The 14,612-nt window shown below is 46.6% G+C and carries 14 protein-coding genes and 3 tRNA genes; 8 read left to right on the top strand and 9 right to left on the bottom strand.

From position 1 onward, the window contains the following. Nucleotides 1–4 precede the first annotated feature (4 nt). The 3 genes from B7360_RS19250 (at nt 5) to B7360_RS19240 (ending at nt 2,137) form a co-directional block, all read left to right on the top strand. The gene (locus B7360_RS19250) at nt 5–379 is read left to right on the top strand and encodes a VanZ family protein (protein ID WP_005395414.1); all 375 of its coding nucleotides are present in this window, start codon (nt 5–7) and stop codon (nt 377–379) included. Between the two features lie 21 nt (nt 380–400). After that, the gene (locus B7360_RS19245; RefSeq protein ID WP_005395413.1) at nt 401–1,036 is read left to right on the top strand and encodes a TetR/AcrR family transcriptional regulator; all 636 of its coding nucleotides are present in this window, start codon (nt 401–403) and stop codon (nt 1,034–1,036) included. Between the two features lie 144 nt (nt 1,037–1,180). Then, the gene (locus B7360_RS19240; RefSeq protein ID WP_085344381.1) at nt 1,181–2,137 is read left to right on the top strand and encodes an acetyltransferase; all 957 of its coding nucleotides are present in this window, start codon (nt 1,181–1,183) and stop codon (nt 2,135–2,137) included. Nucleotides 2,138–2,210: 73 nt separating this feature from the next. Here B7360_RS19240 and B7360_RS19235 read toward each other — a convergent pair whose 3' ends face one another. The 5 genes from B7360_RS19235 to B7360_RS19215 form a co-directional block, all read right to left on the bottom strand. Beyond that, a complete protein-coding gene (locus B7360_RS19235) occupies nt 2,211–3,356 on the bottom strand; it encodes a murein hydrolase activator EnvC (RefSeq protein WP_085344380.1) in 1,146 nt (381 codons plus the stop codon). A 26-nt stretch (nt 3,357–3,382) separates the two neighbouring features. Then, on the bottom strand, nt 3,383–4,204 hold the full coding sequence (gene cysE / locus B7360_RS19230; RefSeq protein ID WP_005395410.1) for a serine O-acetyltransferase: 822 nt from the start codon (nt 4,202–4,204) through the stop codon (nt 3,383–3,385). A gap of 78 nt (nt 4,205–4,282) precedes the next feature. Then, entirely contained in the window at nt 4,283–5,320 is a 1,038-nt protein-coding gene (gene gpsA / locus B7360_RS19225) for an NAD(P)H-dependent glycerol-3-phosphate dehydrogenase (RefSeq protein ID WP_085344379.1), read from the bottom strand. A 195-nt stretch (nt 5,321–5,515) separates the two neighbouring features. Next, nucleotides 5,516–5,980: a protein-export chaperone SecB gene (gene secB / locus B7360_RS19220; protein ID WP_005395400.1), complete on the bottom strand. Its 465-nt coding sequence runs from the start codon at nt 5,978–5,980 to the stop codon at nt 5,516–5,518. A 247-nt stretch (nt 5,981–6,227) separates the two neighbouring features. Beyond that, nucleotides 6,228–6,662 (bottom strand): rhodanese-like domain-containing protein, encoded by a 435-nt coding sequence (locus B7360_RS19215; RefSeq protein WP_005395399.1) that lies wholly within the window; start codon nt 6,660–6,662, stop codon nt 6,228–6,230. 547 nt (nt 6,663–7,209) lie between these two features. Here B7360_RS19215 and gpmM point away from each other — a divergent pair. Next, on the top strand, nt 7,210–8,742 hold the full coding sequence (gpmM, locus tag B7360_RS19210; protein ID WP_085344378.1) for a 2,3-bisphosphoglycerate-independent phosphoglycerate mutase: 1,533 nt from the start codon (nt 7,210–7,212) through the stop codon (nt 8,740–8,742). 82 nt (nt 8,743–8,824) lie between these two features. Here the strand turns inward: gpmM and B7360_RS19205 are convergent, their stop codons facing one another. The 4 genes from B7360_RS19205 to rsgA form a co-directional block, all read right to left on the bottom strand. After that, nucleotides 8,825–9,712 (bottom strand): DMT family transporter, encoded by an 888-nt coding sequence (locus B7360_RS19205; RefSeq protein ID WP_085344377.1) that lies wholly within the window; start codon nt 9,710–9,712, stop codon nt 8,825–8,827. 132 nt (nt 9,713–9,844) lie between these two features. Continuing rightward, complete coding sequence (locus tag B7360_RS19200) at nt 9,845–11,260, bottom strand: DASS family sodium-coupled anion symporter (protein ID WP_012841332.1); 1,416 nt, start codon at nt 11,258–11,260, stop codon at nt 9,845–9,847. A 168-nt stretch (nt 11,261–11,428) separates the two neighbouring features. Beyond that, the gene (gene asd, locus B7360_RS19195; protein WP_005395389.1) at nt 11,429–12,286 is read right to left on the bottom strand and encodes an archaetidylserine decarboxylase; all 858 of its coding nucleotides are present in this window, start codon (nt 12,284–12,286) and stop codon (nt 11,429–11,431) included. Between the two features lie 116 nt (nt 12,287–12,402). Continuing rightward, nucleotides 12,403–13,467 carry a small ribosomal subunit biogenesis GTPase RsgA gene (gene rsgA, locus B7360_RS19190; RefSeq protein ID WP_005395388.1) on the bottom strand — a complete coding sequence of 355 codons (1,065 nt, stop codon included), beginning with the start codon at nt 13,465–13,467 and terminating at the stop codon, nt 12,403–12,405. A 127-nt stretch (nt 13,468–13,594) separates the two neighbouring features. Between rsgA and orn the strand changes: the two genes are divergently transcribed. The 4 genes from orn (at nt 13,595) to B7360_RS19170 (ending at nt 14,597) form a co-directional block, all read left to right on the top strand. After that, nucleotides 13,595–14,140, top strand: a complete 546-nt coding sequence (orn, locus tag B7360_RS19185; protein WP_085344376.1) for an oligoribonuclease — start codon at nt 13,595–13,597, stop codon at nt 14,138–14,140. A gap of 156 nt (nt 14,141–14,296) precedes the next feature. Continuing rightward, nucleotides 14,297–14,372: transfer RNA gene (locus tag B7360_RS19180), tRNA-Gly, on the top strand. A 42-nt stretch (nt 14,373–14,414) separates the two neighbouring features. Beyond that, a tRNA-Met gene (locus B7360_RS19175) sits at nt 14,415–14,491 on the top strand. 30 nt (nt 14,492–14,521) lie between these two features. Beyond that, a tRNA-Gly gene (locus B7360_RS19170) sits at nt 14,522–14,597 on the top strand. Nucleotides 14,598–14,612 lie beyond the last annotated feature (15 nt).

Genomic DNA, 14,612 nt, shown 5'->3' with positions numbered 1-14,612 from the left:
TTCAATGAACTTGGCTGCTGCACGTTTGGTCATTCTCAGCTACGCAATACTGATCGCTTACTTATCGTTGAGCTCGGGAGAGTTGCAAGATTGGGGCAACATTGCGTATCTTGATAAAATGCAGCACGCCATGGCGTACAGCGGATTTGCGTTTTTAGGTTGCTTTTGCGTGTGGCGTTGGCGTCAACGTTGGGCGGTGGCGATTGGTATCTTATTATTTAGTGCTGCCATCGAATGGCTACAAGGGTATGTCGGAAGACAAACCTCTTGGTTAGACCTTGTCGCCAACTCAACGGGTATTCTAACTGGTCTGTTATGTTACCGTATTTGGAGCCTCTATCGACCTAGGTTGGTGAAGTCGCTATACTCGATTCGTTAATGAAGAGGGAACACGATAACAATGAAAACGCGCGACAAAATCGTCTACGCGGCACTGGAGTTGTTCAACCAACATGGTGAACGCAACATCACCACCAATCACATTGCCGATCACATCGAAATTAGCCCAGGTAATCTGTATTACCACTTCCGTAATAAGCAAGAAATCGTTCGTGAGATCTTTGCGCTTTATTCAGCAGAACTTTTAGAAAGATTTACCCCTATTCAAGGCTCACAGGAAAGCCTGACTATGCTGAAGAGCTACCTAGACTCCATCTTTACGCTAATGTGGAAATACCGCTTTTTCTACGCGAATCTACCTGAGATCTTGTCACGAGATGAGCAGTTACATGAGCAGTACATCGATGTGCAAGAAAAGCTGCAAGCGAACCTCATTGCGATCATGCAAGAGTTTGTATCGCTGAAGCTGCTTAATGTTGATCAACAGCAGTTGAAGTCACTGGTGTGTACGTTGCATTTGATTGCGTGTAGCTGGTTGGCGTATCAATCTGCAATGGCTTCGAAAACCAGCATCACTGAGCAAATGGTGAAGCAAGGGATGTTGCAGATGCTTAATGTCGTTAAGCCATTAGCAACTGAGCAGGGGTTAGAGCAGCTACTGTTATTGGAAGATGCGGTCAGCAATCTACACAGTTAAACGCCAAACTGCTTAATATTTCGAGAGTCACTCTCATTTTCGAGTCGTGGCTCGAGTTGACTTGTCAAATATGCCACGCACAATAGTCCTCATACCGTTCAGCCCTCTCTGGGATATGACTCTCGATAAAGGAACTATCGCTCCATGAATTACGACATTTTTAATGGCGATGCTGATGGCATCATTGCGCTTCTACAATTACGCTTGGCTGATCCTATCGAGGCTCAGTTAATTACTGGTGTAAAGCGCGACATCAAGCTGGTGGAAAAAGTAGACGTGCAAGCGGGTGATGAGCTAACGGTGTTAGACATTTCGATGGAAAAGAACATGGTAGGCCTAGAGCAAGCATTGGCTCAAGGCGCGCACGTATTTTACGCCGATCACCATAAGGCGGGTGATATTCCTCAGCATGGCAACTTGGATGCGCACATCGATCTCGATGCCAATATGTGTACGGCGTTGATTGTCGATCAATTGCTAAATGGACGTTTTCACACATGGGCGATTACGGCGGCTTATGGCGATAACATGATCGCGAAAGCAGATGAATTGGCTGACAAGGTCGGCTTGTCACACGATCAGAAAGCGCAGCTTAAAGAGCTTGGCACTTTGATTAATTACAACGGTTACGGTTCGAAAGTGGATGACTTACATTTCCATCCTGCGGATTTGTACCAAGCCTTGCTGAAGTACACGTCGCCATTTGATGTAATTGAAGATAAAACTTCGCCTTACTACCAACTGCAGTCTGCTTACCAACAAGATATGGATGCCGCTCTGGCAGTGCCTGCCACGCATGAGAGCGGTAAGCTGAAGCTGTTCGAACTACCAAACACGGCCGCATCACGTCGAATCAGCGGTGTGTATGGTAATTGGCTGGCTAATCAAACCCCAGATTCTGCTCATGCAGTACTCACCGAAAATGCAGATGGCACTTACACGGTCTCTCTACGTGCCCCGTTGAACAACAAACAAGGCGCCGTTGCCGTGTGTGGGCAGTTTCCAACTGGTGGCGGCCGAGAAGCGGCGGCAGGCATCAACACATTAAGCAAAGATGATGTAAGTGCTTTTATTGATGCGGTAGAAACGTACTACGCATAGCATTTGCCAAAATATGAATACAAAAAAGGAGCCGAGTGGCTCCTTTTTTATTATAAGTCGATGAGTCAGATAATCAGCGCTTCAACCAAGATTTCGGGTTTTGCGCTTCACTGTTGCGGCGAATTTCGAAGTAGAGTGATGCGCGATCTTGCCCGCCAGTATCACCCGCAAGAGCGATCACTTCGCCAGCGGTCACGCGATCGCCTTCTTTTTTCGTCAACGCTTGGTTGTAGCCGTAGAGCGTCATGTCACCTTTGCCGTGGTCAAGCAATACCACTAAGCCATAACCGCGTAAATACTCCGCAAATACGACAGTGCCCGGGTAAACGGCTTTCACTTGTTGACCATAATTGGCCGCAAGCACCATGCCCTTCCAGTTTACTTGCCCGGTTTGGCGAGTACCGAAGTTGTGTAATACACGACCTTTGAGTGGCCATGGCAGTTTACCGCGCTGTTTGCCCAGTCCGTCCATTGGCACGGCATTACGCTTAGCCGCTTTGGCGATCTCGGCTTTTAGGCGTGTTTCGTTGCGCTGCAGTTCAGCAAGGTAGCGTTTATCGTTCTTGATACTGCTCTGAATTTTAGTCAGGGTTTGCTTACGTTTGGATTGTGTACTTGCCAGCGCCGTACGTTTCTCAGATTGTTGTTTGAGTAACGTCTCGATTTGCTCTTTTTCTAGCTCAAGCTGGTTTTTGTTGTGTGCCAATTCTTGAGTGGTTTTGGTGATTGCATCAATCACTTCCGCACGCGCTTTGGCTAAGTGCTGGAAGTATTGACTCATGCGGTCTTCTTCCACACCTTGGTTCAACAAGTGCCCATTGGCTTTCGCTCGTTCGGTCACGTAATACGTTTGCAGCAACTGTTTGAGCTCTTCCTCTTGCTCTTGGCGCTGTGCTTCTTGCAAGGCAATTTTCTCTTCTAGCTTGTCTATGTTTTTGTCTGCTTGTGCCAGCTCAGATTTGGTTTGTCTTATTTCGCGCTCAAGTTTAGAAATGCCAAGTTCTTGCTCTTTGAGCGATTTTTGTAGCTCATTGAGTTGCTTTTCTTGGGAAGAGAGAGATTTGCGTTGACGGCTTATCTCACTTGATACGCCTTTGAGCTCTTGTTGACTAGCGGCAGAAGATGCAAGGGGATATGTGGCAGATAAAGCACAAGTTAATAAAATAGCCGAGCGTAGAACAGGGTGATTTTGTTTTCGCACTTGAGATTTACCTACCACGTTGTTGTCAAAAGGTTTGTTGACGATTAAATACCATCTCCATGGATAAAGCTTTGTGATTTACCATTAAAGCCTTGATCCATATCGAGAGAAGGTTTGTCCGTTTTTGGACGACCGACGATTTTCGCAGGAACCCCCGCCACAGTTGTGTGTGGTGGCACTGCTTGCAATACCACAGAGCAAGAGCCGATTTTCGCGCCTTCGCCCACTTCGATATTGCCAAGAATTTTTGCACCTGCACCAATCATCACACCTTCACGGATTTTCGGGTGACGATCGCCGCACTCTTTACCCGTACCGCCTAAGGTAACGTCTTGTAGAATTGAGACGTCATTATCGATAACTGCAGTTTCACCGATGACGATTCCCGTTGCGTGGTCGAGCATGATGCCGCTACCAATGCGTGCTGCCGGGTGAATGTCTACCTGACACGCAACCGAAATTTGGTTTTGCAGGTAGGTGGCCAGTGCATGGCGCCCTTGTTTCCATAGCCAGTTTGCCACGCGGTAGCCTTGCAGAGCGTGGTAGCCCTTTAAGTACAGCAGCGGCATAGAGTACATCGAAACTGCAGGGTCGCGATTAACCGTGGCACAAATGTCACAAGCGGCACAATCGGTAATGGTTGGGTCGGCAGAGAACGCTTCTTCTACCACTTCACGTACTGCCATTGCTGGCATCGATGCTGTGTTTAACTTGTTTGCCAAAATGTAGCTGAGCGCGGCACAGAAACTTTCATGCTTGATGATGGTGGCATGGTAAAAGCTGGCCAGCATTGGCTCTTGCTCTGACATTTCGCGGGCTTCTGAGACAATTCTGTTCCAGACTTTTTGTTTTTCGCAGTGTTTCATTCTCAATATCCTGAGTGGTTCTTCCGTGACCCGACAACTTCTATTCTTCTCAGATGAGGTGCGAAGGGGCGTAGAGTGCTACTTTCCTTCGGCTTTTTTGTCACGAGCAAGTAAATCTTGCGCTGCCAGGCGTGCATCCTTCCCTTGATACAATACTTGATAAATTTGATCAACAATTGGCATCTCAACACCCATGCGTTGAGAGAGCATCCATACTTCTTTCGTGTTGCGGTAGCCTTCTACGACTTGGCCAATTTCTTCTTGTGCCGTGTCGACGTCTTTACCTTGACCTAGCGCTAAACCAAAGCGGCGGTTACGTGATTGGTTGTCGGTACACGTTAGGACAAGGTCGCCTAAACCAGCCATACCCATGAAGGTTTCTGGTTTTGCACCCAGCGCGGCACCAAGACGGCTCATTTCGGCCAAGCCACGAGTAATCAATGCAGTACGCGCGTTGGCTCCAAAACCGATACCGTCAGACATACCCGCACCAATTGCGATAACGTTTTTCACCGCACCGCCCAATTGCATGCCGATAAAGTCACTATTGGCGTACACGCGGAAGGTTTTGCTGCAGTGGATTTTTTCTTGTAGGTCAGCGACAAATTCAGCATCTGGAGACGCAACTGAAATTGCAGTAGGCATGCCCATCGCGAGCTCTTTGGCGAATGTTGGGCCAGACAATACAGCCAGTGAGTAGTTTTCACCGATAATGTCATAAGCGACGTCTTTCAGCAGACGCCCCGTTTCTGGCTCAAGACCTTTGGTTGCCCAGCAGATACGAGAGTCTTCACGTAAGAAAGGCTTACAGCTGTTCAGCACGATGCCAAAAACATGGCTTGGAACCACAACCAATAAATCTCGGCTTGCTTGTACGGCTTTTTCTAAATCCGATTCAACGATCAAGCTTTCAGGGAAATCAACACCAGGTAAGAAAGCGTGGTTCGCGCGATCCGCTTCTAAACGTGCCATGTGCTCAGGCTCGTGTCCCCAAAGGACTACGTTCGCGCCGTTACGAGCGAGTGAGATCGCCAGAGAGGTACCGTATGAACCTGCGCCAATCACCGTCATTGCGATGTCTTTACCGTAAGCATTGTTTGTATTTGCTTGTGTCATGCTACCGCCTAATTGTCTTTCTACTAGTAGAATCTAGTTCCTAATCGTCAAATTTTACGCCTTCTGGCGATTAGGAACTAGGAACTTTTGTCAGAAATAAAAAATGCACATTGCATCGGATGGTAGACGCTCTGTGCATTTTATTAGAGTCGGTGACGTCAGCACTCAGGCTATTCGTCACTTACAAAACGTGAATTACGCTTCAGCTTCGCCTTGTTGAGCTTGCTGTTGTAGGTAGTTCATGAATAGCGCGTCGAAGTTAACTGGCGCTAGGTTCAGTTGAGGGAACGTACCTTTAACCACTAGGCTTGAGATAGTTTCACGAGCGTATGGGAATAGGATGTTCGGGCAGAATGCGCCTAGGCAATGTGCAAGTTGGCCTGCTTCCATTTGCTCAGCAGTGAAGATACCACCTTGTTGAACTTCACATAGGAACGCTGTTTCTTCTTCGTTCTTCACAGTTACAGTTAGACGTAGAACCACTTCGTAAACGCCTTCACCAAGCTCACGGCTTTGAGTGTCTAGGTCTAGTTTAACGTCTGGGTTCCATTCTTTTTGGAAGATTACTGGAGAGTTTGGCGCTTCGAAAGAAACGTCTTTTAGGAAGATGCGTTGAATTGCGAAGTTTTGTTGTGCTTCTTGAGGTGCTGCTTCAGCCATTTTTTAATCCTTAAATAAATATTTGTAGAGCCTAGAAACGTCTAAACTCAGAAAACTGGTATGTCCCGAGACTAACTGAGCCAATCTACCTTGACTAGATGAAGCGTGTATTACGTGCAAAGCGTCACAACTTAATGCTTCAACTGCTTTCAATTTGCTCAGTTTATTATCCACGAAGCTTGGCAAAAACACGCTGGAATGCGTACCTTATCTTTTGCCTCTGCCCCGTTATCGAAGCTGCCGGGTATTACTTTTTACCACGAACTAAAGGCAGGTTCGCTTCGTTCCATGCAATCAAGCCGTTCTTCAGTAGGCTTACTTTTTCAAAGCCTGCTTTTACTAATAGGTTCGCGCTTTCTTGAGCGTTTTGCCCTGTCTTGCATACCACAATGATTGGGTCTGATTTGTGGTTTTCAAGGCTACCAAAGTTACCCGCTTTGATATCTGACGGTAAAATGTGAAGTGAGTCGGTGATATGACCTTTTTTGAACTCGTCCTTTGTGCGGATATCCACTACAACGCCGTTTTCACGGTTCATAAGATGAGTCAGTTGGTTTACGTTGATTTCTTTGTATGCGGCCGTCGCTGACTTCACGATGTTCATGATAAAGGCGACAAGAAGACCTACCCAAACCAAAGATAGAATCATGTTCTGTTGGAAAAATTCAATGTACTCTTGCATGTCTTGAGCTCTTACGCTGTTGGCGGAAAAATAAAGCAGGAGTATAGCGGGGTTAAGCCTCTTAGGCGAGAGGGTTAAAATTTTCTAACGAATAATTGAGATCTCTATAAACCCTTTATGTTATTGCCATCCGTGCATTGGACTATGGTAGCTTGATTGTTTTTGCCTATTGGATTTATCGACTTAAGTGACTTTTGTTTTACCGAAAAAAGCGAACAATAGGTACTAACCAATCTTGTTCGATAATGCTTTAAATAAGCGCTGTTTCGGGTGCAAAAACAAGAATCAGAAGCGTAAGAAAACCGAACCTAGACTGGGGTGTACAAAGCGTATTAGGAATGACTATGCTTGTGGAACACGTTTGTCGGCACTGACTCGTTGTTCGCTTAACTTGTAAGATAGCAACAATAAATCGCAAACATTATTTGATCTTAACCTACAGTTTTGGTTAAAAAGTGTAGTAAAATTACGCTAGTTTTGTTTCAAGGTTAGATAGGGCAGCGAGGCCCTACGCCAAAAGTTACTTAAATTTGATGAGGTCATCACTATGTCAGCTAAGAAGCCACTGGCTCTAGTTATCCTTGACGGTTACGGTTACCGTGAAGACACAGCAAGTAACGCAATTGCGAATGCGAAAACACCAGTAATGGATGCTCTGATTGCGAATAACCCACACACTCTAATCTCTGCTTCAGGCATGGATGTTGGCCTTCCTGATGGTCAAATGGGTAACTCAGAAGTTGGTCACACTAACATTGGCGCAGGTCGCGTTGTATACCAAGATCTAACTCGTATCACTAAATCGATCGCTGACGGTGAGTTCGCTGAAACACCAGCGCTTGTTGAAGCAGTTGATGCTGCTGTTAAAGCAGAGAAAGCGGTACACATCATGGGTCTGATGTCTCCAGGTGGCGTACACTCTCATGAAGACCATATCTACGCAGCGGTTGAAATGGCAGCGGCTCGTGGCGCTGAGAAAATCTACCTACACTGTTTCCTAGACGGTCGTGACACGCCACCACGTAGTGCAGAAAACTCGCTACAACGTTTCCAAGATCTATTCGCGAAACTAGGTAAAGGTCGTGTTGCTTCTCTAGTAGGTCGCTACTACGCTATGGACCGTGACAACAACTGGGATCGCGTTCAAGTGGCTTACGATCTTCTGACTCAAGCGAAAGCTGAGTTCACAGCAGAAACCGCCGTTGCTGGTCTAGAAGCCGCTTACGCTCGTGAAGAGAACGATGAGTTTGTGAAAGCGACAGCCATCAAAGCGGCAGGCGAAGAAGACGCAATCATGCAAGACGGTGATGCGGTTATCTTCATGAACTACCGTGCTGACCGAGCTCGTCAAATCACTCGCGCATTCGTGCCTGACTTTGATGGTTTTGAGCGTGCGGTATTCCCGGCAGTTAACTTCGTTATGTTGACTCAATACGCGGCAGATATCCCTCTAGCAATCGCATTCCCACCAGCGTCTCTAGAAAACACGTACGGTGAGTGGCTGTCTAAGCAAGGTCAAACTCAGCTACGTATCTCTGAAACAGAGAAATACGCGCACGTAACGTTTTTCTTCAACGGCGGTGTTGAAAACGAATTTGAAGGCGAAGAGCGCCAGCTTGTTGCTTCTCCAAAAGTAGCCACTTACGACCTTCAGCCAGAAATGAGCTCCCCTGAGCTTACAGAGAAACTGGTTGCGGCGATCAAGTCTGGTAAGTTCGACACTATCATCTGTAACTACCCGAACGCAGATATGGTTGGTCACACTGGCGTTTACGAAGCAGCTGAGAAAGCAATCGAAGCGCTAGATGAAAGTGTTGGCAAAGTAGTTGAAGCAATCAAAGAAGTTGGCGGTCAGCTACTGATCACTGCGGACCACGGTAACGCAGAAATGATGGTTGACCCAGAAACGGGTGGTACTCACACAGCGCACACTAACCTACCGGTTCCTCTTATTTACGTAGGTGATAAAGCGGTTGAGTTCAAAGAAGGCGGCAAACTGTCTGACCTTGCACCAACCATGCTTTCTCTAGCAGGTCTAGAAATCCCAGCAGAAATGACGGGTGAAGTGCTAGTTAAATAATTAACTAACTGCTCAGAATGACAAAAGCCCGAGTTTAAACTCGGGCTTTTTTGTATCTGGCAACAAGGGCTGGTCTGTAAGGTTATTGAACCAAAATGCCAGCACCAATCACAGCTAGGGCTGCGCCCAACCATGCAAATCGGTTTGGTCGGCGTTTAGTGTAAATCCAGAGTAGCGGTAGCAACATAATTGGCGTGGTTGAAGATAGCAGTGCAACCATACCTACATTTCCTTCTTGCAGTGCGTATAAGATCAGCGTCATGCCGACGGCCATCGCCAAGAAACCGTTAAGCGCAGTAATACCAAATATTCGCCAAGTAATGTGTTGTGTCGAGCGAGCGATTTTGACCCCCAGAACTAACAACATGCTGTGGGCGAAAAATGCACTGATCATTCGAATAGCAGAAGCCGCAACGGGGTCAATGCTGGTTTGCATTACTGGCTTGGCGATGATGCCGCCCAATGCTTGGCACATTGCTGCGGTTAAGCCAAGTCCAATGCCCACCCAGATGTTACCTTTAATGTCTTCCAAGACGTTATTCACTTGGCCTCTTCGACCAAAGAATATCGCCATCACCACGCCGCTAAATACCAATGATGCGCCCAGTAGTTCTATTGTGGTCATGACTTCACTAAATAAGAAGTAGCCCAAAATGGCCGAGAATACCGCATGGCAGGAAAACAGTAGTCCGGCTTGTCTTGGTCCCATACGATTCAAGCACGCAAACAGAGCGGTATCACCGATGAAAATTCCAATCAGACCCGACGCCATCATGGGCGTTACATGTTCCCAAGAAACCGTTAACCAGCCGCCAGTTATCCAGGCCATTGTTGATAAGATCACGGCCGTACAGCCCATGCGCCAGCGGCTGTAAGAAAAAGCGCCTAGGTGTTGTGCAGGAATGACAGAAATAAGGCTAGAAACTGCCCACAGAAAAGCGGCACATAAAGCAAGCCATTCGTAACCCATGATGTGTCGACGTCCTTGTAGAGTAGAGGAGTCTTAATATGCACGAAATTTAATGGATGTAAAAGCTGCTCTGCGAGGGCAATAGTTGGCGAACAGCTCCATGACAACAAGCTCTGTCACGGAGCTTTTCGATTAAAACAGCACCAGAACTGCGCCATACACGATAAATAGACCAATCAAACCAAGAATCAGCCCCACTTTCGCCATGTCTTTGCTCTCGATTAGGCCTGTTGAATAAGCCAAAGAGTTTGGTGGCGTGGAAACCGGTAAGATCATGCCAAGTGATGCGGAGAATGCGACGACAACCAGTAAACCTTGTAGGCCACCAACCGCAATAAGGCTTGGCATGGATGTACCAATAGCGGCAGCAATAGGCATTAATAAGTTTGCCGTTGCGGTATTAGACATAAAGTTCGCCATTAACCAACATACGACCGATAGGGCAAAGACAACGGCAAATGGTGATAGTAAGCTGTAATCAATGGCGTGTGCCAATGCTTCGGCTAAACCCGTTTTGTCTAAGGCAATACCAATTGCGATACCACCGGCAACCAGCCATAGCACGTCCCAGTTAATCAGCTTGAGTTCTTCTTTTCCCATAATGCCCGTTAAGGTGAACACCGCAAGCGGGATAATCGCAACAACATACGTGTTCATGCCGTGCACTTTTGTCGTCATCCAAAGCACAATGGTTAGTGCAAAAGTGATGTAGACGACGATCGCGCGCCAGCTCTTTTTGAACGTACCATCCAGCTTTAGTTTCATTTCTGGTTCGCTGGACGGAAACAGCTTCTGCAACAAAAACCAAGCAACAGTGAGTTGTATCAGCACAAATGGTAGGCCCATTGTCATCCAGGATAAGAAGTCTATGGCGTTTTCTCCGGTGAGGTATTGGAGCGCTATTGCGTTAGGTGGCGTACCTATCGGAGTTGCAATGCCGCCAGTATTCGCGGCAATTGGAATGCACAGCACCAGCGCTTTAATCCCTAGATCCCCTTTAGGTGCAGAAGCGACGATTGGACCGAGCAGCGCCAACATCATGACCGTCGTGGCAGTGTTGGACATGAACATTGAAAAAACGGCGGTAATGAGCATCAAACCCAGCATGATGAACTTAGGTTGTGTGCCGAATGGTTTTAGTAGCACTCGGGCGAGATTGTTGTCGAGTTCGTATTTGGAAGCCGCGATGGCGAGGGCAAACCCACCCATAAAAAGAATAATGATCGGTGAAGAGAAGGCAGAGAAAATATCGGTGTAAGCAATTAACTCTCCCAAATCATGCCCCGCTGGTGGATTGCGAAATAGATGCAAACCTTTATCCGATATCATGATCAGTTCAAGAGCGATAATAAGAATGGACGTAGCAAAAACGGGTACCGGCTCAAGAACCCAAAGTAGGGCAGCAAGAAGAAAAATAGCCAACAGACGATGCTGAATTAAAGTAAGATCATCAATAGGAATAGCATCAATCGGCATCATCAAAACACCGAGCGGAATTAAAAAGCATACCAGCAATTTCGCCAGCGTGTTTACACTCATCTTTGGCATTGGCTGCCCCTCTAAATATTCATCCTAAGCGCAGGATAATTGATTGTGGAATGAAGGTCTTAGAGGCAGGTATGAGTTTGAGAAAATAGAGGCTAAATTTTGAACGGAATTTTGCTTTTTATCAATAAAAAGAGCCCTTGAGAAAGGGCTCTTTTAACGGGGTTTTGTTTATTTTTTCAAGGCGTAAGGTGTGCCCATTACGGTTGGCTTACCGTTTTCCATGCTTGCGTCAAACTCAATCGCGTCTTTGGCAAACAGGTTAATAACAGTAGAGCCCAGTTTGAAGCGGCCCATCTCTTCGCCTTTTTTCAAGATCACGGCCTTGTCACCCTCAGCTGGGTAATCCCATTTGTAGACAGTATTGCCACGAGGCGGAGTGATCGTGCCAGCCCATACTTGCTCAATGCTACCTACGATGGTTGCGCCAACAAGCACTTGTGCCATAGGACCAAACTCAGTGTCAAAGATACACACCACACGCTCGTTACGTGCGAATAGATTTGGAACGTTTTCTGCCGTAAGTGGGTTTACCGAGAACAGGTCACCAGGCACGTAAATCATTTGGCGCAGTGTGCCGTCACACGGCATGTGTACACGATGGTAATCGCGCGGAGACAGGTACAGCGTGGCAAAAGATCCATCTTTAAATTCGTTTGCTAAATTCGCGTCACCGCCCAGCAGTTCTTGCGCTGAGAAGTGATGACCTTTTGCTTGGATAAGTTGACCATCTTCAATAGGGCCAAATTGGCTAACACAAGCGTCGGCTGGGTGAGTGATGACGTTTTCGCCTTCAGAAATTGGGCGTGCGCCCTCTTTTAGCTCACGAACGAAAAACTCGTTGAACGTTTTAAAATGCTTAGGATCTGAGTGCTTCGCCTCATCCATGTTCACATTGTATTGTTTGATAAACCAACGAATAACTGCTGTTGTTAGACCGCCAGCTTTTGCTGAAGCCAGTTTACCCATTAGGCGAGTGAGGCCGTGTTGTGGGATCCAGTACTGCAGTCCAACTTTAAACTTGTCCATCTTTAATTCCGATACTTCTGTTAGATTCGCGCTTTAGGGCGCGTGATGTTACTGAAATTTAATTTGCTTGTCAGTATTAGGTGAAGACTTTTTACACAGTTACAGTCTTAACTTAATTACAGATCGGCTTTCTTATTGCGTGAATACTGACGGTTTGCTTTGTTTTCAACCATGCTTTCCAAAATGCGATGGTAGTTTTCAAAGCGAGTTTCGTTGATTTCCCCTTTCTCAACAGCTTCACGTAGAAGGCAGCCAGGGTCGTCATTGTGCTTACAATCTCGGAACTTACAACCGCCTAAGTATGGTCGGAATTCAACGAATGCTTTCGTTACTTCTTCTGCTTCCAAATGCCAAAGCCCAAATTCACGCACTCCAGGCGAGTCGATCAAGTCGCCACCCGTCGGAATATGATACAAGCGCGCTGCTGTCGTGGTGTGTTGGCCTAAGCCAGAGTTCTCGGAAACTTCGCCTTCTTCCACTTCGCTCTCTAGTTCCGGCATTAACGCGTTGACTAAGCTGGATTTCCCTACGCCTGATTGACCAACAAAGATATTAATTCGGTCACGCAGCAGAGTTTCTAGTTCAGCAATGCCTTCTCCAGACTTCTTGCTTACCAGAAGCACTTTATAGCCAATGCGTTCATATTCTTTGAGCCATTCTTCATACATTGCACGATCATCGGCTTCTAGAAGATCGACTTTGTTTAAGACCAGCAATGGTGCGATATTCAGTGTTTCTGATGCTACGAGGTAACGGTCAATAATATTCAGTGATAGCTCGGGCAGTACCGAGGAGACAATGACCATTTGATCAATATTGGCAGCTACGGGCTTTAGGCCATCGTAGTAATCTGGACGAGTGAGCACTGAAGAACGAGGTTCTACCGCTTCAACAACGCCAGAAATGCCAGCCATAGACTCCAAGCCTTCGCGCCATAAAACTCGATCGCCAGATACTAAAGATTCGATACCACGGCGAAGGTTACAGCGTTGAATCTCGCCTGTTTCAAGGTCTTCAATATCCGCGTGCTGGCCAAAACGAGTGATCACTAGACCTTGTTTGCTTGCGCCTAGCATGTTTTCATCCCACTGGATGGACTCTTCTTGCTTTTTTAAACGCTTTTGTTGGTTGCTGCGTACGCGTCGCACTTGACCTTTGGTTAACTTTTTCTTCTTTGCCACAATTCTGTACTTTATGTGAATTTACTCAAATGGTTGAGCCGTGATCTTGGCTCTGAGTGAGTATCGTGTTTCCCGTATTTTGAGGTATAGTACCTCTTTTATCGATAAACAAATAGGCGGCGTAACCATGTCCTTTAGCGATCAAAACCTAATTTGGGTTGATTTAGAGATGACAGGGCTTGATCCTGAAACGCACAAAATCATTGAAATTGCTTCTATTGTCACGGATAGCGAGCTAAATATTTTGGCTGAAGGTCCAGTATTAGCGATTCATCAACCGGAAGAAGAGCTAGCGAGAATGGACGATTGGTGCACCAATACGCATACGGCAAGCGGCTTGGTGGAACGCGTTCGCAACAGTAAAATCTCAGAACAAGATGCGGTCGCACAAACCATTGAATTCTTAGAAAAATGGGTGCCGAAAGGGGCGTCGCCAATATGTGGTAACAGCATTGGGCAGGATCGTCGCTTCTTGTACAAACACATGCCGGAATTAGAAGAGTTCTTTCATTACCGATATGTTGACGTCAGCACTCTTAAAGAATTGGCGCGTCGTTGGCAACCTGAAGTATTAAATGGGTTCACAAAACAGGGAACACATTTGGCCTTGGACGACATTCGCGAGTCGATTGCAGAACTTAAGTACTATCGTGGTACTATTTTCAAGATTTAACTGTTAAGGTTGCGATCCAAATTGTTGTAATTTATATCGCTTTTGATTGCTTTTTCATCGTTCAGTAAAAAAATAAAGTTTTTTTGAAGGAAGGACTTGCATCACAAAAAAATGCTCTTATAATTCGCAGCCCTAAACAGCGGAAACGTTGTTGATGCGACACTAGCTCAGTTGGTAGAGCGCAACCTTGCCAAGGTTGAGGTCACGAGTTCGAACCTCGTGTGTCGCTCCAGTTTTATAGTTCTCACGGTACTTAACGGTGACACAATACGGACGCGGGGTGGAGCAGCTTGGTAGCTCGTCGGGCTCATAACCCGAAGGTCGTCGGTTCAAATCCGGCCCCCGCAACCAAATTCTATCAATAGCGATTGCTGTTGATATGCGACACTAGCTCAGTTGGTAGAGCGCAACCTTGCCAAGGTTGAGGTCACGAGTTCGAACCTCGTGTGTCGCTCCAGTTTTATAGTTCTCA

It is taken from the genome of Vibrio sp. ArtGut-C1, from assembly GCF_002105475.1.
Classification (GTDB): domain Bacteria; phylum Pseudomonadota; class Gammaproteobacteria; order Enterobacterales; family Vibrionaceae; genus Vibrio; species Vibrio diabolicus.
This window is presented reverse-complemented; position numbering and strand designations above follow the sequence as displayed.